General features: G+C 62.4%; 16 protein-coding genes. 7 read left to right on the top strand and 9 right to left on the bottom strand.

Annotated features, from left to right (window positions below; translation table 11 throughout):
* The first annotated feature begins 197 nt into the window (after window positions 1-197).
* Window positions 198-1,586, top strand: a complete 1,389-nt coding sequence (locus tag J5278_RS01470) for an MFS transporter (RefSeq protein WP_257623383.1) — start codon at window positions 198-200, stop codon at window positions 1,584-1,586.
* Window positions 1,587-1,661: 75 nt separating this feature from the next.
* Here the strand turns inward: J5278_RS01470 and purH are convergent, their stop codons facing one another.
* From purH to htpX, 4 genes are all read right to left on the bottom strand, one after another.
* Complete coding sequence (gene purH, locus J5278_RS01465) at window positions 1,662-3,278, bottom strand: bifunctional phosphoribosylaminoimidazolecarboxamide formyltransferase/IMP cyclohydrolase (protein ID WP_209185416.1); 1,617 nt, start codon at window positions 3,276-3,278, stop codon at window positions 1,662-1,664.
* Window positions 3,279-3,379: 101 nt separating this feature from the next.
* Window positions 3,380-5,038 carry a heparinase II/III family protein gene (locus J5278_RS01460; RefSeq protein ID WP_247749260.1) on the bottom strand — a complete coding sequence of 553 codons (1,659 nt, stop codon included), beginning with the start codon at window positions 5,036-5,038 and terminating at the stop codon, window positions 3,380-3,382.
* A 141-nt stretch (window positions 5,039-5,179) separates the two neighbouring features.
* Window positions 5,180-6,601, bottom strand: coding sequence for an RsmB/NOP family class I SAM-dependent RNA methyltransferase (locus J5278_RS01455; RefSeq protein ID WP_209185417.1), 1,422 nt, complete (start codon window positions 6,599-6,601; stop codon window positions 5,180-5,182).
* Entirely contained in the window at window positions 6,598-7,581 is a 984-nt protein-coding gene (gene htpX, locus J5278_RS01450; protein WP_142824500.1) for a zinc metalloprotease HtpX, read from the bottom strand. The genes J5278_RS01455 and htpX overlap by 4 nt, the downstream gene beginning before the upstream one ends.
* Before the next feature lie 103 nt (window positions 7,582-7,684).
* Between htpX and J5278_RS01445 the strand changes: the two genes are divergently transcribed.
* From J5278_RS01445 to J5278_RS01430, 4 genes are all read left to right on the top strand, one after another.
* Window positions 7,685-7,912, top strand: coding sequence for a DUF1674 domain-containing protein (locus J5278_RS01445; RefSeq protein ID WP_209185419.1), 228 nt, complete (start codon window positions 7,685-7,687; stop codon window positions 7,910-7,912).
* A gap of 125 nt (window positions 7,913-8,037) precedes the next feature.
* Window positions 8,038-8,421 (top strand): thermonuclease family protein, encoded by a 384-nt coding sequence (locus tag J5278_RS01440; RefSeq protein ID WP_257623382.1) that lies wholly within the window; start codon window positions 8,038-8,040, stop codon window positions 8,419-8,421.
* 877 nt (window positions 8,422-9,298) lie between these two features.
* On the top strand, window positions 9,299-9,739 hold the full coding sequence (locus tag J5278_RS01435; protein ID WP_209185421.1) for a hypothetical protein: 441 nt from the start codon (window positions 9,299-9,301) through the stop codon (window positions 9,737-9,739).
* Window positions 9,740-9,893: 154 nt separating this feature from the next.
* Window positions 9,894-11,780 (top strand): MFS transporter, encoded by a 1,887-nt coding sequence (locus J5278_RS01430; RefSeq protein ID WP_209185422.1) that lies wholly within the window; start codon window positions 9,894-9,896, stop codon window positions 11,778-11,780.
* A 39-nt stretch (window positions 11,781-11,819) separates the two neighbouring features.
* Here the strand turns inward: J5278_RS01430 and J5278_RS01425 are convergent, their stop codons facing one another.
* The 5 genes from J5278_RS01425 to J5278_RS01405 form a co-directional block, all read right to left on the bottom strand.
* Window positions 11,820-12,626, bottom strand: a complete 807-nt coding sequence (locus tag J5278_RS01425) for a phosphatase PAP2 family protein (protein WP_209185423.1) — start codon at window positions 12,624-12,626, stop codon at window positions 11,820-11,822.
* An 87-nt stretch (window positions 12,627-12,713) separates the two neighbouring features.
* Window positions 12,714-13,826 carry a 3-isopropylmalate dehydrogenase gene (gene leuB, locus J5278_RS01420; protein WP_209185424.1) on the bottom strand — a complete coding sequence of 371 codons (1,113 nt, stop codon included), beginning with the start codon at window positions 13,824-13,826 and terminating at the stop codon, window positions 12,714-12,716.
* Between the two features lie 177 nt (window positions 13,827-14,003).
* Window positions 14,004-14,819, bottom strand: coding sequence for a sugar phosphate isomerase/epimerase (locus J5278_RS01415; RefSeq protein ID WP_209185425.1), 816 nt, complete (start codon window positions 14,817-14,819; stop codon window positions 14,004-14,006).
* A gap of 153 nt (window positions 14,820-14,972) precedes the next feature.
* Window positions 14,973-15,788 (bottom strand): sugar phosphate isomerase/epimerase, encoded by an 816-nt coding sequence (locus tag J5278_RS01410; protein ID WP_111222112.1) that lies wholly within the window; start codon window positions 15,786-15,788, stop codon window positions 14,973-14,975.
* A gap of 174 nt (window positions 15,789-15,962) precedes the next feature.
* Window positions 15,963-16,622, bottom strand: a complete 660-nt coding sequence (locus tag J5278_RS01405; protein WP_142828737.1) for a YggS family pyridoxal phosphate-dependent enzyme — start codon at window positions 16,620-16,622, stop codon at window positions 15,963-15,965.
* A 195-nt stretch (window positions 16,623-16,817) separates the two neighbouring features.
* On the opposite strand from J5278_RS01405, the gene leuS reads away from it, so the two are divergent.
* Window positions 16,818-19,448 carry a leucine--tRNA ligase gene (gene leuS, locus J5278_RS01400; RefSeq protein ID WP_209187659.1) on the top strand — a complete coding sequence of 877 codons (2,631 nt, stop codon included), beginning with the start codon at window positions 16,818-16,820 and terminating at the stop codon, window positions 19,446-19,448.
* Window positions 19,438-19,977: an LPS assembly lipoprotein LptE gene (locus tag J5278_RS01395; protein ID WP_142828733.1), complete on the top strand. Its 540-nt coding sequence runs from the start codon at window positions 19,438-19,440 to the stop codon at window positions 19,975-19,977. Before leuS ends, J5278_RS01395 begins: the two co-directional genes overlap by 11 nt.
* The last annotated feature ends 15 nt before the right edge of the window (window positions 19,978-19,992 follow it).

The raw sequence follows: 19,992 nt of genomic DNA, 5'->3' as shown, positions 1-19,992 counted from the left end.
CAGTCACGGCGCGGCTGCGCCGTGCGATGACCTTGGCGGCAAGGGAAGTTTGCCCAATGCGCCCATGAATTCGGAGGCGTCGGATTACTCAAACGAGCACGTTTGCGAGCGCCTAAACCGGCCTCAGGTTGCTTGCGCGGGGCCTTTCGGGATGACAAGGTCCGGCGGGAGGCTGGCGGAATAGCAGGGAACAGACTGTGGCGATTGCAGAGCGTGACGATGCCCAGGCGGCGAAAGTTCCGGCGCGCGGTATCTGGGGGTGGATGCTGTTCGACTGGGCGGCGCAGCCTTTTTTCACGGTGGTCATCACCTTCATCTTCGGCCCGTATTTCGTCGCGCGACTGACGACCGATCCGGTCGGCGCCCAGGCGATGTGGAGCAACATGGCCACGATCAGCTCGATCGTCATTGCCGTGCTCTCGCCCATTCTCGGATCGATTGCCGACCAGTCCGGCGCCCGCAAACCATGGATCGCCTTTTTTGCGGTCATCCAGATTATCAGCATGTTCTGCCTGTGGTGGGCAGCACCTGGCTCGCCGATCATCTATCCGTTCATCTTCATCATCCTCGCCTCCATTGCAGCCGAGTTCTCCATCGTCTTCAACGATTCGATGATGCCGCGACTTGTCAGCAAGGACGATGTCGGAAAACTGTCGAACACCGCCTGGGGTCTCGGCTATCTCGGCGGCATGATCGTGCTGATCACAGTCGTCGCACTACTCGCGGGTAATCCGGAGACAGGGCGCACCATCCTCGGGCTGAAGCCGCTGTTCGGCCTCGACGCCGTGCTCGGCCAGGATGCGCGCATCACCGGCCCGATTGCGGCCGTGTGGTACCTGATCTTCATCCTGCCGATGTTCCTGTTCACGCCCGATGCGCCGCGCGGGCTTCCGATGCGCTCCGCCGTCGGACTGGGGATAGGCGAACTGGCAAGGACGCTGAAGTCGCTACGCCATCGGCCGGGCATCAGCCGCTTCCTGATCGCGCGCATGATATACCAGGATGGCGTCAACGGCGTCGTTATCCTCGGCGGGACCTTTGCCGCCGGCATGTTCGGGTGGCCGACCATCGAAATCGGCATTTTCGGCATCATCCTCAACGTCGTCGCCATCTTCGGATGCCTTGTGGCCGGCCGGCTCGATGCGCGGCTGGGGTCGAAGACCATGGTCGTCATCGGGCTGGTCATGCTGCTGATCGCCACTATCGGCTTCATCTCCACCGGCCCCGGCTTTACGCTGTTCGGCCTGCTCAAGCTGTCGACAGTCGATTCGGGCGGGCTGTTCGGCACAGCGGCGGAAAAGGCCTACGTGATGTACGGGCTGCTGATCGGGCTCGCCTTCGGCCCGGTGCAGGCCTCGTCTCGCTCCTACCTGGCGCGCAGTGTCAGCCTCGAGGAATCCGGCCGCTATTTCGGCATCTACGCGCTGTCAGGTCGCGCCACCAGTTTCATGGCGACCCTGATGTTTTCCATCGTCACCAGCTTTTCCGGCTCGGCCCGGCTCGGCATGGCGACGCTGATCCTTTTTCTGGCCGGCGGTCTGCTGTTGCTGCTACCCACCCCATATCCAGCCGACGCACGGGAATAAGAAATCCCGGCGCAGCGAAAGCTGGCCGGGATATACAATTTTGCAGATCGGATATCCGCTACCTGCAGATATCGCTCAATGGCGGAAATGGCGGACGCCGGTGAACACCATCGCGACATCATGAGCGTCGGCAGCAGCGATGACCTCGGCATCCCGCATGGAACCGCCCGGCTGGATGACGGCGGTGGCGCCGGCGGAGATTGCCGACAGCAGGCCGTCTGCGAACGGCAGGAAAGCTTCGGAGGCGACGGCGGAACCACGTGTCATCGGCTCCGCGAGACCCAGTGCCCTTGCCGCGTCCTCGGCCTTGATGCCGGCGATGCGCGCCGAATCGACGCGGCTCATCTGGCCGGCACCGATGCCGGCGGTCTGGCCGTTCTTGGCATAGACGACGGCATTCGACTTGACGTGCTTGGCGACCCGGAAGGCAAAGCGCATGTCTTCGAGTTCCTGCGCAGTCGGCGCCCGCTTGGTCACCACCTTCAGTTCGAGATCGTCGACCATGACGTTGTCGCGGCTCTGCACCAGCAGCCCGCCCGAGACGGTCTTGGCGGTGATGCCACGGGCGCGGGGATCCGGCAGGGCGCCGACCGACAGCAGACGCAGGTTCGGCTTGGCGGCGATGATCGCCCTCGCCTCGTCGCTGACTGCGGGGGCGATGATCACTTCGGTAAAGAGTTTGACGATCTCATGCGCGGTCTCGGCATCGAGAAGGCCGTTGAGCGCGATGATGCCGCCGAACGCCGATGTGCTGTCGCAGGCGAGCGCCCGGCGATAGGCTTCGGCCAGCGTCGGCCCGGTGGCCACCCCGCAAGGATTGGCATGCTTGATGATGGCGCAGGCAGGTCCCTGTTCGGGCGGAAACTCCGCAACAAGCTCGTAGGCGGCATCGGTATCGTTGATGTTATTGTAGGAGAGCTGCTTGCCCTGCAACAGCATCGCGGTCGCAACGCCCGGGCGGTTGTCGCCGGTGACGTAGAAGCCGGCCGTCTGGTGTGGATTTTCACCGTAGCGCATTTCCTCGCGCAGCACGCCGCCGATCGTCCGGTGGTGCGGCGTGGCGATGTTGAGGGCGTCAGCGAACCAGTTGGCAATCATCGTGTCGTAAGCGGCCGTGCGGGCATAGGCCTTGGCGGCCATCTGCTGGCGGAAGGCATAATGGGTATGCCCGGCGTCGGTGGCAAGCTGTTCGAGCAATGCCGGATAGTCGGCCGGGTCGGTGACGATGGTGACATAGGCGTGGTTCTTGGCCGATGCGCGGATCATGGCGGGGCCGCCGATATCGATGTTTTCCACGGTCGTCGGATAGTCGCCGCCGGCAGCGCGGACCTCCTCGAATGGATAGAGGTTGACGATCACCAGATCGATCGCCTCGATGCCGTGCTCCTTCATGGCAGCCTGGTGCTCGGCATCGTCGCGGATGGCGAGCAACCCGCCATGCACGCGCGGATGCAGCGTCTTGACGCGGCCATCCATGATTTCCGGAAATTCTGTGATTTCGGAGACGTCGATGACGGCAATCCCAGCATTGGCGATCGCCTTGTGGGTGCCGCCAGTCGACAGCAGGCGGACGCCCTTGTCGTGCAGCGCCTGGGCCAGCTCGACGATGCCCGCCTTGTCGGAGACCGACAGCAGCGCGGTCTTGACCTTCACCTTGTCGGGAGCTGGAATTTTCTTGGAAACAACGGCCATGACGTTCTCCGGTCCTGTCTTCGCAACGCGTCCGGCTGGGGACGCTCGGGATGATGGCGTCGCGTTAGCACAGGCGGCCGGACGATTAAACCGTCGCCGTCTCAGCGGCGGGATAAAAACCAGCGGATCTCGGTTTTTTCCGCGAGCGAAAACGCGATCTCAAGCAGTTCCGAGGCGCGTACGCCGGAGGAATCGGCGAAAAAGACGTCCTCTCCGATCAGCACTTCGTTGCCGGGCGAGGAGAATGTCCAGCTTTCGCCGTCCGGTGCCGTCAGGGTCACCTGATCCGGCTGCGTTTGGCCGATAGTGATCGACGGGTGGATGTGGAAGCGGGCCGAAGCGTGGTGCTCGGCGCCGGCTTTCTTCCTGGATGCCTTTTTCGTGTCCGGCGCAAAGAAACGGTCGTGCCCGGTGATGATGGTGCCGGCATGGTTTAGCGCCACTTCGCGCTCGTGCATCAGCCCGAATGCGGCAAGATAGCCGTCATGGGCCGCCTTGACGCTATCGCGGCCATCGCCGGTGTCGAGCCGCTCGACCGAGACTTCGCTGACGCCGCCGGTCATGACGGGGCCGAGCACCTTCGAGCGGGAAAACGTCAACGACGATGTGTCGTCCAGCGTCACGGTCGAATGCGCCGCAGTCGCGCGCGCCATCTGGACATATCGGGGCCCGGCAAATTTCGGTGAACCGGCATTGATGATAATCCGGTGCCGCCCGGACGACATCTCGAACGACAGGCAGCCGGCATGGGCAGTGCGCGACAGGTCGACCGAGAGGGGACCGCCGGTATCCATGATCACCAGCGTCTGGCCGGCGGACAGCCGCTGGTAGTGGGCATGGGGCAGCGCCTTGAACGTCTGTCCCGATGTCTCGTCGTAGCGCAGCACCGACATCAGCTCGTTGGCAAAGGTCGAGGTGGCGCCGTTGAACAGCGCGAGATCGCCGTCCTGGTGGCGAAAGAAGCGCAGCGCCGGATACATGCGGTCGATGCCGGCGATCAGTCGCGCGGGGGCGTCATGGCCGAGATTGATGTAGGTCTGGCGCAGCGGCAGGAGGTCCAGCAGCAGTTCCAGCGCAGCGCGCGGATTGCGCGAGATGTGGGAACCGTCGGCGAGGATCTGCCGCTCGATCTCCCGATCCAGCGCCTGGCCCGCCCGCTTGATAGTCGCAGCCCGCGCCGGCATCGTCACGGACGACATGGCAAGCGCAATGCGGACGCGGAAGCGCACCTCGCCATCTGGCGCAGTCGCTGCCACATGGCGGAGATAGCGCACGTGGTGGGTGAGCGAACGCATGAACCGGCGGTAGAAGCTGCTGTCGGTGCCCTGCAGCACCACAGGAGAGTGGGACAGCCAGGCAATCAGCCGCTGGGCGGCGATATCCGGATCCCAGGCAATACCTTCGGTCTTGCGGCCGTGAAGGCCGATCCACTCGTTGACCATTGCGCGGGCCAGTGTGCTGCCCTGGCCGCTCTTGTCGGCGCGCATATGGCGCAGCCAGCTGAAACAGTGCAGCCGGGCGGCAAAGGTTTCGGACGGCAATTCCTGCGAGAACGGCGAGCGACCGTTGGTTTCCAACACGCGTCCGGCCAGCGGAATCCGGCCGTCGATCATTTCTTCCGCCACAAAGGCATCGATGCTGCGCAAGTCGGTCGGCGCGACGATCAGCCGTTCCGGCACACGCACGGTGTGCCGGGTGAGGCGCAGGCGTGTCAACGCTGCGCGACGCGATATTCGCCGCCATGCCTCTCGCGCGTACAAATTCACAAAACGCCCGCCAAAACCTCTAAATTATAGATAACGATTGTCCGCCTCCAGCGTTAAGAGAGCGTTAGCAGGCGCCCTTGCTATCCGGGTAATGATCCAGATTGAAGCAGATAGGGCGCAAAACCCGCATGGCCATCAGCTGCGGCGGCGAAGAACGCTGGCGAAAAATCCATCCAGTCCCGGAAGAAAGCCCTCAGGCAGGGCCAGCATCGCCGGTGTCGTGCGGAAATCGCCATCGGGTGAAATCGCTGTCTCCAGGCCGGGCCAATCCGCAGGCTGGATGGCGATGCGCTCGACATCCGGGCTATCGGCGAGAATGCGGGCGATAATGTCCTCGCCTTCGGACGGATCGAGCGAGCAATTGGAAAACACCACCGTGCCACCGGGTTTCACCAGGGTCAGCGCATGGCGCAGCAGGCGCTCCTGAAGCGCTGCCAGTTTGGCGATATCGTCCCGGCCCTTGGTCCAAAGTACGTCCGGATGACGGCGCGTGGTGCCGGTCGAGGAACACGGCGCGTCGAGAAGTGCCGCATCGAAAAGATCGTCGGGCGCAAATTTCGCCATGTCGGCGACCAGCGTTTCCGCTTCGAGGCCGAGGCGGGCAAGGTTTGCCGACAGGCGCCGCAGCCGGCTCTCCGACTGGTCGAGCGCCGTGACCTTGCCGCCAGCCATGACCAGCTGCGCCGTCTTGCCACCCGGTGCGGCGCAGAGATCGACGACGCGCTTGCCGGCAAGCGAGCCAAACAGCTTTGCCGGAATGCTGGCTGCCGCGTCCTGAACCCACCATTCGCCATCGGCAAAGCCTTCAAGACCCGGAATAGTCCCGTCGAAAGCGGCGAGCCGGACGCTGCCGGTCGGAAGAACCATGCCGTTCAGCCGCTCGGCCCATCCCTCCGGGTCGGATTTGACCGTCAGGTCGATCGCAGCCGGTTGCAACTGCGTGTCCGAAATCGCCAGCGCCTCAGCGCGGCCGTAGGCCTGCTCCAGCCGCGACAGAAACCAGGCGGGCATGGCCGGTATCGATGCCGTGCGGGCGAGAATATCGTCTTTCTCGCGCCCCGTGCGCCTGAGCACGGCATTGACCAGCTTGGCAAAGCGGCGGTTGCGCGGGTCCTGGTTCGCCTGCTCGACCGCAAGGTCCACGGCGGAATGATCGGGAATATCGAGATAGAGCATCTGCGCGGCAGCGACGACCAGCACGTGATGCAGGGCGCGGGCCCCCTCCGGCAGAGGCGCGTCGATCAGCGACGCGATGGCGGCCTCGATGCGCGGCAGGTGGCGAAGAGCCGAGTTCAGGATGGCGCGCACCAGGGCGCGGTCATTATCCTCGAGCACGCGATAGGCCGGATTACCGTGGTCGCCATCGAGCATGCCGTCGAGCGGTGTCTTGCGATCGACGACGGCAGCGAGAATCTTCGAGGCTGCAGCCCGTGCTGCAAGACCCGGTTTCACCGGACCGCTATCGGCAGGCCGGCGAGTACGACGTTCGCCTTCATTGGTGTTGGCTTGCGGGCGGGGAGGCCGGCGGCCAGCGGATTTACTGTCGTCTGACGTCAAGACCAGGGTCCTTTGGGTGGTTGTGGACCACCGCGACTGGACCCCGTATCCGGCACCGAGCGCGATTTGCGCACCGCATTAGCAGGCCGGACCGGCTGCGTCGAGCCGTGCCCATGCAGTGGATTGCCATTGGAGGGCATATCCATGGACATCGCCTGCAGCGCGGCAATGCGGCTTTCGGTGTTCGGATGGGTAGAAAACAGATTGTCCATCGGCCGCCCGGAGAGCGGGTTGATGATGAACATATGTGCCGTTGCCGGATGACGCTCGGCATCCTCGTTGGGAACATGGGCCGCAGCACCGGCGATCTTGCCAAGCGCCGAGGCAAGCCACAGGGGATTGCCGCAGATTTCCGCGCCGCGCCGGTCTGCGGCATATTCGCGCGTCCGGCTGATTGCCATTTGCACCAGCATGGCCGCCAGCGGCGCGACGATCATGGCGACAAGGGCACCGATACCACCGAGCGGACTATTGCTGTCGCGCCGGCCGCCGAAAAAGAAAGCGAAATTGCCGAGCATCGAGATGGCGCCGGCGAGCGTCGCTGTTATCGTCATGGTCAGCGTATCGCGGTTCTGGACGTGCGCCAGTTCATGCGCCATGACGCCGGCCACTTCTTGCGGCGTGAGCGCGTTCAGCAGGCCGGTAGAGGCGGCGACGGCGGCATTCTCGGGATTGCGGCCGGTGGCGAAGGCATTCGGCTGCGGGCTGTCGTAGAGATAGACGCGCGGCATGGGCAGGCCGGCATTGGCGGCGAGATCGCGGATCATGCCGAAAAACTCCGGCGCGCTGCGCTCGTCGACAGCCTGGGCATTATAGGTCGACAGCACCATGTTGCCTGAATTCCAGTAGGAAAAGAAATTCATGCCGGCCGCAACGACGAAGGCGACCATCATGCCCGACCGACCGCCGATCAGAAAGCCGACGCCCATGAACAGCGCCGTCATGAAGGCCAGAAGCATCGCCGTTCGCATCATGTTCATCGTCGTCTCCGCCAATTGACCCGTGTCGCGCTTTTCATTCCGGCAGCGACGCCCTATAATCTGGCTATTCGCCCGCCCAATTCAATATTTGCTGGAGAGCCTCATGCAGGCAGCCGATAACGACAACAGCGAAACCGTCGAGACTTCCGACGAAGTCGCTACACCGCGCAAGCCGCTCTCTCCGGCAGCCAAGCGCGCCCTCGCCGAAGCAGAAGAACGTCGCCGGCTGCAGGCGCAGACCGAACTTCCGCCCGAAATCGGCGGTCGCGGCGGCGCAGAGCCCTCCCGGTTCGGCGACTGGGAGATCAATGGCCGGGCCATAGACTTCTAATCGGTAAATATTCCTATTGACTTCCCCATGATTCAGGAAATAATTCCTCAATCATGGTTCGATCCTGTTTGACTCTGTTGGTCTGTCTCACCCTCTCGCTACCCTCTAGCGCGACGGCCAACACGGTGCATGAGACAATTGCCGGTCCCGTCTCCGCCGAGATCCTGCAGGTCATCGATGGCGACACAATTCTGGTCGATGCATCGCCCTGGCCGCAGCAGACGATCGAGGTCTATGTCAGGCTGCGCGGCATCGATGCGCCGGAACTGCATTCGACATGCGCTTCGGTGCGCGAGGAGGCTGAGCGGGCGCAGGCTGCGCTGGAGGAAATATTGCCGGCCACAGGCGAGATCCAACTGACGCGAATTTCCGGCGACAAATATTTCGGCCGCATCCTCGCCGACGTCACCACCGCCGACGGGCGCAACCCGGCCGACACGCTTCTCTCATCCGGCCACGCCATCCCCTACCACGGCGGCCACAAACCCACCGAGCGATGCCAGCAGTAGACTCCAGGCGGCAAGTCTTTCAGTCCACCCACGCCTGATGGCACGCTGAGCAGGATATTGAAAACTCAAGTCTTTCGAGGTGTCCAACTCCGTGAAGATGGATCAATTGCTGCCACGTATTTTAAGGTCCAACTCGCCTGGGATGCCCCCCAAACCCTCATTCCTGTGCCCGTCACAGGAATCCAGTCACGGCGCGTCTGCGACGTGGGAGGACTCTCTGTTGGTAGAGAAGTGTTTATCGCCCAAAGACTTGGGCGGCTGGATTCCTGTGACAGGCACAGGAATGAGGGACGTCGGGGTGGCTTTTTTGGTTTTGTGATCTTTCTGACCACACACACACACTCTCTCCTCTCTAGCACTCTCTCCTCTCGCTTTACTCCATCGCCCCTGCGCGCAGCACCTCATGGGGATAAACCGTTGGGATTTCCGTTTGGAAACAATGCCGGCATCATAATTTCATCCCCGTCCTTTCATCCCGATCTATAATTACCCCGTTCCGCCATTGGATACACCGGTCTGCGTTGCCGGCGAGGTGGGGTCGGGTCTTGGAGGGGTTGCTGTCTACGCAGGCACGTCTTCAAGGGTCCGCAGAAAGTGGATCCCTTCGGGCCCCTAGGCTCGGCGTGCCTGTGTGGCATAACTCCGGCAGCTTTTCCCCTCAAAGGGACCGGGTCGGAAACAGAGGATCCGGAGTTGCGGATAAAAACTGTCGAACGGGGCACATCGCGTGTCACTTCACTAAAAAATCATCAGGCACACGATGTGCCCCGGCCATCAGAATTTCATGACACGGACCGAACAGGCCGCGTGAACGGGGAGGCGTGTGCGCGACGGACGCCGGATGGGAATACGGGAACACCAAAACATGGAGATCTGCATGTCGACGCCCACCATAGACCACCGTGCCGTCTTTCTCCAGCAACGCGCCGTCAGGCACGAGTTGCTCAGCCGCAGTGCTGCATCCTATTTCTGCAATCGGGCCTCCCCCTGCGTCGTCCACCTTTGCCGCCTCAGGAAATGCCACCGGGACCGCGTTTGCAGCGGGCCGATGCGAACGTCAGCCGTCCTCCTCGACAGACTGAACGAACTCCACAGACTTGGCCTGCCCAGCAGCGCCTGCACCGTTCTCCCCGCCTGTCTTTCAGCTGCCGACAAGGACCTTCTGCAGATATTCGAAGAGTGGCGCGACTGGTGGACGCCAAGGCTCAAGAACTTGCCCGAGATGACTTGGCCGCAACTCTCAAAAGTCCTGCGCTACTCCATGAGGCGGGATTGCGACGAGGGCGATCTGTCCGAAGATGGCGACAACGATCTGTAACATCGCCGACACAGGCGGCAACGGCAGGCTGCAATGGCGTGTTTCACTACGGAGTTTTTTCTGGCACACTCTAAAGATGCGCGTCGTGTTGGAGGACGTCCCGAGATCCGGGAGGCGTGCATGACAGTCAGCATCCCGTGGGAGGAAAGAATTTATGGCTAACGTCGCAATGACCGGTCGGCCGAAGGCGGCCGCCATGACTGCCGAGGAACGGAAGGTTATCTTCGCCTCGTCGCTTGGCACCGTGTTCGAATGGTACGACTTCTACCTCTACGGCTCTCTTGTCGTCTATATTGGCGCGAGCTTCTTCGGCCAGTATCCGGAAACAACCCGCAACATCTTCGCACTGCTGGCCTTTGCCGCCGGCTTCCTGGTGCGCCCCTTCGGCGCGCTGGTGTTCGGCCGGCTCGGCGATCTCGTCGGCCGCAAATATACCTTCCTCATCACCATCCTGATCATGGGCCTGTCGACCTTCTTGGTCGGCCTCTTGCCCGGGGCGGCCTCGATCGGAATTCTGGCACCGATCATCCTGATTGCGCTCCGCCTGCTGCAGGGCCTGGCGCTCGGCGGCGAATATGGCGGCGCTGCTACCTATGTTGCCGAACATGCTCCGCCCGGACGTCGCGGCTTCTACACCGCCTGGATCCAGACGACCGCAACGCTCGGCCTGTTCCTGTCGCTGATCGTAATCCTGTCCGTCCAGGCCTTCCTCGGCAAGGAAGCCTTTGCCGCCTGGGGATGGCGCGTGCCGTTCCTGGTCTCCTTCGTGCTGCTCGGCGTATCCGTCTGGATCCGCCTCAAAATGAACGAATCGCCGGCCTTCCAGAAGATGAAGGCCGAAGGGAAGGGCTCCAAGGCGCCATTGACGGAGGCTTTCGGCACCTGGAAAAACGCCAGGATCGCCTTGATCGCGCTGTTCGGCGCAACCATGGGGCAGGCTGTCGTCTGGTATTGCGGCCAGTTCTACGCGCTGTTCTTCCTGCAGAATGTACTCAAGGTCGAGTTCCAAGCTGCCAATATCATGGTCGCAGTGGCGCTGTTCATCGGCACGGGCTTCTTCCTGCTGTTCGGCTGGCTGTCGGATCGCATCGGCCGCAAGCCGATCATCATGGCCGGGCTACTGCTGGCGATGCTGACCTATTTCCCGCTGTTCAAGGCAATGACCTGGACGGCCAACCCGGCGCTTGCACAAGCCCAGTCGACCGTACGGGCAACCGTTACCGCCGACCCGGCCGATTGCCGCTTCCAGTTCAACCCGACCGGCGTGGCGAAGTTCACCAGTTCCTGCGATGTGGCAACGGCGTTCCTCACCAAGAACTCCGTGCCCTACGATGTCGTCGCAGCCCCTCCGGGCACGCCAGCAACCGTGACGATCGGCAGCCAGACAGTGCCTAGCTATGATGTCGTTACCGCCGGCGACAAGGCCAAGGGCCTGAATGCGGCATTCGAGAAAGGCATCAACACCGCCCTGCACGATGGCGGCTATCCTCTCGTCCGTGGCGCGGCAAAAGTACCGGACAGCAAGCTCGACGCTTTCATCGCCGCCAACCCGGAGGTCGGCATCGATGCTGCAGCAGTACGTGCGGGCGACAAGACGGTCGTGCCGGCGGACAAGCTGGTGGCCGACAAGATGCTCACCAAGGAAGAGGCCGCCGGCGTGACCGAGATGCCGGTCTACACCATCGCCAAGGCAGGCGCCTTCGCCATGGTCGCCGACCCCGCAGCGGTTAACTGGCTCGGAACTATCCTCGTCCTGACGGTGCTGGTGATCTATGTCACCATGGTCTACGGCCCGATAGCCGCCCTGCTGGTTGAGCTTTTCCCGACCCGCATCCGCTACACCGGTATGTCGCTGCCCTATCACATCGGCAACGGCTGGTTCGGCGGCCTGCTGCCGGCCATGGCCTTCGCGATGAGTGCGGCCAAGGGCGATATCTACTATGGCCTCTGGTACCCGATCGTCTTTGCCGGGATCACGCTGGTCATCGGCATAATCTTCCTGCCGGAAACCAAGGACCGCGATATCAACACGATGGATTGAACCGGATCGCAATCCGGCCGGCGTCGGTGGCGTCGGCCGCTATCCGTCGGCAAGCGGCCGACGCCGCATCAAGCGCCGCACACGCGGCACCGGAAAGCCGTTCGGCGAAAGCGCGAACAGCAGGCCGAAGCGAGAAAACATCACCGCCGTCGCAAAGGCGAACCAGGCGCCCAAGGCCAGCCCCGCCGCCACGTCGCTCGGATAGTGCACGCCGAGAATGACCCGCGTCGCCCCGATCCACAGCGCAACCCCCACAAAGACCAGCCTGAACCGTGGAAACAAAAGGGCGAGGGCAACGCAGAACGCACCGATCTGGGTGGAGTGGGCGGAAGGGAAGCTTTGGAACAGGAAATGACCGTCGAACGGCTTGAAGCCGAGAATGCCATACTGGTCGTAGATCAGCGGCCTCGCCCGGCCGATCACAGTCTTCAGCACGTGCACCACCGCGCTTGCCGAGAGTACCGAGATCAGGAGATAGGCTGCCATCCGCGAGAAATAGGCAACGCGGTACCGGCGCCGGAGGTCCGCCAGCCGCCGCGCCAGAAGCACGCCAACGACGAAAATGACGACGATGGCGCCGAGCATCCGCAACATCTGCCCGACATTGGTGATGTCGCCGGCAAAGGCCACCAGTGCCGCCGGCAGATCCCGTGCCGTCTTGCCGAGCGGCGCATCGAGCACAAAGAAGGCAAGGGCGACGATATTGATGACGCTGAGCGTATAGCCGAGCCAGGGGAGGGAGCGATGCTGCGCGCGACGGGCAGCATAGCGAGTCGCCAGCAGACGCCACACTCCGCGACGGGTTTTGTCAGGCAGGGAAGGGGCATTCTCGGTGTCGTGTTGCATCGACCAGACATAGGCATGCCGGAGGGCAGATCAAGGCGATCGCCGCGCCCGGAATTACCGGACGCGGCAAAAATGTTTCACGTGAAATCAGGCACTCAGCGTCTTGAACTCGGCAAGGATCGCATCGCCCATCTCGACAGTGCCGACCGGGGTCATGCCGTCCGAGACGATGTCGCCGGTACGGATGCCGCGCTCAAGCACGTTGGCGATCGATTTCTCAAGCGCATCGGCCTCGGAAATCATCGCAAACGAGTAGCGCATGCACATGGCGAAGGACGCGATCATGGCGATCGGGTTGGCAACGCCCTTGCCAGCGATATCGGGCGCCGAACCGTGGACCGGCTCATAGAGTGCCTTGCGCTTGCCGGTCTTGCCATCGGGCGCACCGAGCGACGCAGACGGCAGCATGCCAAGCGAGCCGGTCAGCATGGCGGCCACGTCGGACAGCATGTCGCCGAACAGGTTGTCGGTGACGATGACATCGAACTGTTTCGGCGCCCGGACCAGCTGCATGCCGCCGGCATCGGCGAGCATATGCTCGAGCTTGACGTCGGAATATTTTTCCTTGTGGGTCGCCGTCACAACCTGGTTCCACAGCACGCCGGACTTCATGACGTTGCGCTTTTCCATCGAGCAGACGCGATTGTTGCGGGTACGGGCCATCTCGAAGGCAACGCCGGCAATACGCTCGATCTCGTAGGTATCGTAGATCTGCGTATCGATACCGCGCTTCTGGCCGTTGCCGAGATCGATGATCTCCTTGGGCTCGCCGAAATAGACGCCACCGGTCAGTTCGCGGATGATCAGGATGTCGAGGCCTTCGACCAGCTCCGGCTTCAGCGACGAGGCGGAGGAGAGTGCCGGATAGCAGATCGCCGGGCGCAGGTTGGCGAACAGCTGCAGGTCTTTGCGCAGCCGCAGCAGGCCGGCCTCGGGACGCGCTTCATAGGGAACGTCGTCCCACTTCGGACCGCCGACCGCGCCGAATAGCACGGCATCGGCCGCCATCGCCTTGGCCATGTCGCCTTCGGAGATCGCCACGCCATGCGCATCGTAGGCACAGCCGCCGACGAGGCCTTCCTCGGTGACGAAACCGGCCTGGTGGGCCTCGTTGAGATAGGCAATGATCTTGCGGACCTCGGCCATGGCTTCCGGTCCGATGCCGTCACCCGGCAGCAGGAAGAGATTGCGCACTGTCATGAAAAGCCCTCTGCTTTGACAATCGGTTGCGGGTTCTTAGACCCGCAGACCCCGCTTTTCAAGCGAGGTAGGGGCCGAAACGGTACGCTTCATGCCACCGTTTCGGCATCTCGTCATGTTTCGCAACAACGCTGCGACCGGCGGCATTTCCGCCTGGGTCGCAGCGGCAGGGTATTTTTACTGGGCGAGACCGAGTTGCTCGAGATGCGTCGCAGAAGCGCGGATATTCGTCTTGTCGCGCAACTCGATGATCAGGCGCGGGTTGCTGGTCAGCTTGGCGAGCGCCGCAAACACCGAATGCCAGCGGATGATGCCCTCGCCGAGACCCCAATGGCGGTCGGCATAGCCATCGACGTCCTGCAGATGCACATGCTTCAGCTGGTTGCCGGCCGCGTGGATGAAATAGTCGACCGGCGGTGCACCGTAGCTCCCATGCGCACACTCGGCATGGCCAGTGTCGATGGACACGGCGACGGCTGGCGAATTGAAGCTTTCGGCAAGGGCGACACGGGTCTGCGGATCGATGTCGTCGCAATTCTCGATAACGAATGTCAGTCCGATGTCTTCGGCCCGCTTGACGGCGGCGGCCATCGTCAGATGGGCATATTCGGTCATCCGCTCCCGCTCGCCTGGGAAGTGAGGGAAATTATTGTGGTGCCAGGCGGTGTAGGGGCTGTGAATGACCATATGGGTCGCACTGAGCGCAGTCGCCACATCGAGCGCCTGGCTCAGCCGTTTGGCAACCACGGCACGGATCTCCTCGTCTTGCGACGAGATGGTGAAGCCGAAGAACGGCCCGTGGATGCCGACCCGGCCTGTATGGCCGTCGAGCAGCCGCTTGGCGCGCTCGACCAGCGGCCTCCAGTCGCCGCCGAGCACCCTGGCGTCGACGAAATTTTGCAGTTCGAGGTCGCGCTGCTTGTCGAGCATCCAGTCGCGGTGGATTTCGAGGTCGTCCAGCGAGAGGGCGGCACCGAGAACGGGAAGGGTCATGGAAGTCTCCTGTTTGAATCCGTGGCGCGAACGATCAGATTGCGGATGGTCACAATGGACCACGCTGTCGTCGGCCGTATTGACAATGCGGGCAATCGGCCGCCCCGCTTTCGGGGCGGGTTGGCTTTTTCAAGGCAACGGGGCAGGCCGGATTTACTGGGCCAGACCGAGCGATTCGAGATAGGCGGCCGAGGCCGGAATCTTCGACTTGTCCTTGATCTCGATGATCAGACGCGGGTTGCTGGTAAGCTTGGCAAGGGCGGCAAAGACGGAATGCCAGCGGATAGTGCCTTCGCCGAGCGACCAGTGGCGGTCGGCATAACCATCGGCATCCTGAAGATGGACATGCTGCAGGCGGTTGCCGGCGGCATGGACGTAATAATCGACCGGAGGACCGCCCGTCGAGCCGTGGGCGTAATGGGCATGGCCGGTATCGATCGACACGGCGACCGCCGGCGAGGCGAAGCTGTCGACCAGCACGTTGCGGATTTCAGGATCGATATCCTCGATGTTCTCCATCACCATGGTGAGGCCGATATCCTCGGCCCGCTTGACGGCATCGCCCATGGTCTTTTGGGTGTACTCAATAATGCTTTCGCGCGCCCCCGGATTGTTGTCGAGATTGTTGTAGTTCCAGGTCGTGTACGGGCTGTGGACAACCATGTGGGTTGCGCCGATCGCCGCAGAGACATCGAGCGCCTGCCGCATGCGCTCTGCGACCACGGCACGTACGCCAGGGTCCTTGGAGGCAATCGTAAAGCCCCAGAACGGCCCGTGTATGCCGACGCGGCCGGTGTGGCCATCCAGCAGCGTCTTGGTGCGCTCGACGAGCGGCTTCCAGTCACCGCCGAGCACTTCAGCGTCGACAAAGCTTTGCAATTCGAGGTCACGCTGCTTTTCGAGGAGCCAGTGTCGGTGGATTTCGAGTTCTTCCAGCGTCATGGCGGCGCCGAGGATGGGAAGGGTCATGGAGGTCTCCGGTTCCAGTCATGTGCGCTGCCGCATGACTGGCAACGCGGCCCCTCTCATGATCCTCATTCTTGTCAGCCATATTACAATTTGCGGGCAGGCTTCGATACGCTATCCGCGGCCAAGGCCGCAAATCGCTGTGCATCAACGCCTGCAGAAAAATTTGACGCGGACCTAACGGGCCCCGAAAATTGCCGAACCGACCCGCACACTGGTGGCACCGAAGGCGACGGCGACCTCGTAGTCGCCGGACATGCCCATAGAAAGCTTCTCGACCCCGCAGGCTGCGGCGAGCTTCGCCAGGAGGGCGAAGTGCGGACCGGGATTTTCATCCGCCGGCGGAATGCACATCAGCCCCTCGACCGTAAGCCCCAGTTCGTCGCGGCAGAGGGACACGAAGGCGCCGGTGTCGTCAGGACTGATCCCCGCCTTTTGCGGCTCAAGCCCGGTGTTGACCTGCACGTAGAAACGCGTCGACTTGCCCTGCTGCTTCATTTCGGCGGCCAGCGCACGGGCAATCTTCTCGCGGTCGACGGTCTCGATGACGTCGAAAAGCGCCACAGCATCGGCCGCCTTGTTCGATTGCAGCGGGCCGATCAGATGCAGCTCGATGTCGGGTGTCTCTGCCTTCATCGCCGGCCACTTGCCCTGGCTTTCCTGCACCCGGTTTTCGCCGAATAGCCGCTGACCGGCGGCGATAACAGGACGGATGACGTCGGCATCGAAGGTCTTGGAGACCACAACCAGCTGCGCCGAACCCTCAGGCCTGCCGGCCTTTTGCTCGGCCTTTGCGATCCTGTTGCGCACATCGTCCAATCGCTCTTGAAGTTCCATCGCTCGACCTCGACATAGGAGTGGAATTGCCCGTCCTGAGTAGACAGCCCGCCCGCCCTTGCCAAGAGCAACCCCTTGAAATTCGGCGCTCTCGAACGCCGGATGACGATGCTGTTGGCCACCAAACTTGACGCTTGGTTGGTTTCATGATGAAGGTCACGCCAACTCCCCATTACATCCGGAAATACAGGTCACATGGCTACCGAACGTTATAATCCGCGCGACTCCGAGCCCCGCTGGCAGCAAAAGTGGAATGACGCCAACGTCTTCCTCACTGACAACAACGATCCGCGCGAAAAGTACTACGTCCTCGAGATGTTCCCCTATCCATCGGGCCGTATCCATATGGGCCACGTGCGCAACTATGCGATGGGCGACGTGGTGGCCCGCTACAAGCGTGCGCGTGGCTATAACGTTCTGCATCCCATGGGCTGGGACGCCTTCGGCATGCCGGCCGAAAATGCTGCCCGCGACAACAAAGTGCATCCGAAGGAGTGGACCTACCAGAACATCGCCTCGATGAAGGCGCAGCTGAAGGCCATGGGGCTGTCGCTGGACTGGAGCCGCGAATTCGCCACCTGCGATGTCGAATACTATCACCGCCAGCAGATGCTGTTCCTCGACATGATGGAAAAGGAGCTAGTCTACCGCAAGAAGTCGAAGGTCAACTGGGACCCGGTCGATAACACCGTGCTGGCCAACGAGCAGGTGATCGACGGCCGCGGATGGCGCTCGGGCGCGCTGGTCGAACAGCGCGAGCTGACGCAATGGTTCTTCAAGATCACCGACTTCAGCCAAGACCTGCTGGACGCGCTCGACACGCTGGATCACTGGCCGGAAAAGGTCCGGTTGATGCAGAAAAACTGGATCGGGCGCTCGGAAGGCCTGACCATCCGCTGGGAGATCGTGCCCGGCGAGGTGCCAACGGAAGAGCGGGAGATCGCCGTCTACACGACACGCCCGGATACCCTGTTCGGCGCCTCGTTCCTCGCAATCGCTGCCGACCATCCGCTGGCGAAGGAAGCCGCAAGCCGGGACGCCGCCGTCGAAGCATTCTGCGAAGAGTGCCGCCGCGCCGGCACCTCCGTTGCAGCACTCGAGACGGCCGAGAAAAAGGGCATGGATACCGGCATTCGAGTCCGGCATCCGCTCGATCCGAGCTGGGAACTGCCGGTCTACATCGCCAATTTCGTGTTAATGGACTATGGCACGGGCGCCATCTTCGGTTGCCCCTCGGGCGATCAGCGCGACCTCGATTTTGCCCGTAAGTATGATTTGCCGGCCATCCCGGTCGTCATGCCGGCAGATGGCGACGCCAAGAGCTTCACCGTCGGCGACGTTGCCTATGACGGCGACGGCGTCATGATCAACTCGCAGTTTCTCGACGGCATGACCACGACCGAAGCTTTCGACGTCGTGGCAAAACGTCTGTCGACGACGAATATCGGCAATGCGCCACAGGCCGAGCGCAAGGTCAATTTCCGCCTCCGCGACTGGGGCATTTCGCGCCAGCGCTATTGGGGTTGCCCCATCCCGGTCATCCATTGCGACGATTGCGGTGTCGTTCCGGTGCCGAAACAAGACCTGCCGGTCAAGCTGCCTGACGACGTTACCTTCGATCTGCCTGGCAACCCGCTGGATCGCCATCCGACCTGGCGGCATGTCGCATGTCCACAGTGCGGCAAGTATGCCCGGCGCGAAACCGACACCATGGACACCTTCGTTGATTCCAGCTGGTATTTCACGCGCTTCACGGCACCTTGGGAAAACGAGCCGACAGACAAGGCTGCCGCCAACCATTGGCTGCCGGTCGATCAGTATATTGGCGGCGTCGAGCACGCGATCCTGCACCTGCTCTATTCGCGCTTCTTCACGCGTGCCATGCAGAAGACCGGCCATGTCGACGTCAAGGAGCCCTTCAAGGGTCTGTTTACACAAGGCATGGTCGTCCACGAGACCTACAGCCGCGGCGAGGGGGCAGCGCGCGAGTGGGTGCCACCGGTGGATCTGCGCTTCGAGGAGATCGACGGCAAGCGGCGCGCCCTGTTGTTGTCCTCTGGCGAAGAGGTGACGATCGGCGCCATCGAGAAGATGTCCAAGTCGAAGAAAAACGTCGTCGATCCCGATGATATCATCGCCTCATACGGAGCCGACACGGCGCGTTTCTTCGTACTCTCGGACTCGCCGCCGGACCGCGACGTCATATGGTCGGAAGCCGGTGTCGAGGGCGCCCATCGCTTTACCCAGCGCGTCTGGCGCCTGGTGTCGGAGGCCGCTGACCGGCTGAAGTCGGTCGAGCCAAAGGCGGCTCATTCCGGCGATGGACTGGCCGTATCTCAGATAGCCCATAAAACGCTGAAAGCTGTCGGTGCCGATTATGACAAGCTCGCCTTCAACAAGGCCGTGGCGCGTATCTACGAATTCGTCAACTCCCTTGCAGCGCCGCTGGCAAAGGTTGCGGCCGGAGAGGGCGACGAAACCTTCTGCAGCGCCGTTCGCGATGCCGTCGAGATCCTGATCGCCATCGTCGCGCCCATCACGCCGCACCTGTCGGAGGAGTGCGCGACCGCCATCGGATGCCCGACCATGGTGGCGACGTCGCCATGGCCCTACTTCGACGCCGTTCTCGTCGTTGAAAACGAGGTGATGATGCCGGTACAGATCAACGGCAAGAAGCGCGCCGAATTGACAATCGCCCGCGATGCGGATCAAAGTGCCGTCGAGGCCGCCGCCCTTGCCTTGGGCGCGGTGCAAAGCGCGTTGAATGGTCAGGCGCCGAAAAAGATCATCGTCGTTCCACAGAGGATCGTAAACATTGTCGTCTGATTTCATGTCCAAGCTCGCCAGGATCGCCTGCGCGGTCACCGTCATTGCGGTCCCGGCCTTGCTGTCCTCCTGCCAGGTTCGGCCTCTCTACGCCGAAAGCACGGGTGCGACGGCTAAGTTGGCGACCGTCGGCTTCACCGATGCCGTCGCAGCCGATGCTGCCCAGCGCCGCGTTGGCCAGGAGGTCAGGAACCAGCTGATCTTCATCGCCAGCCATGGCGCCGGCGAGCCTGCCAACCCGCAATACATGGTCAGCCTGAACGTCAGCTCCGGCACAGGCGGCGTTCTCTACCTTGCCTCGTCCGATACATCGCAGGCCGGCCGCACGACCGTGACTGCCTCCTATGTCATCAAGCGCATCAGCGACGGCAAGGTCATCAAGGCCGGCAACCGCTCGATGGTGGCGCTGGTGGATTTCCCGACGCAGGAATTTGCCAAACAGCGCGCCATCCGCGATGCGGAAGACCGTGCGGCGCGTGAAGTCGCACAGTTCGTCGGTGCCGACATCGCGGCTGCATTGAGCAATTGATCCAGCCATAAGGAC

It is taken from the genome of Rhizobium sp. B21/90 (assembly GCF_019355815.1).
Taxonomy (GTDB): domain Bacteria; phylum Pseudomonadota; class Alphaproteobacteria; order Rhizobiales; family Rhizobiaceae; genus Rhizobium; species Rhizobium rhododendri.
Note: the sequence above shows the minus strand (reverse complement) of the source record. Positions and strands in the feature narration are given on the sequence as shown.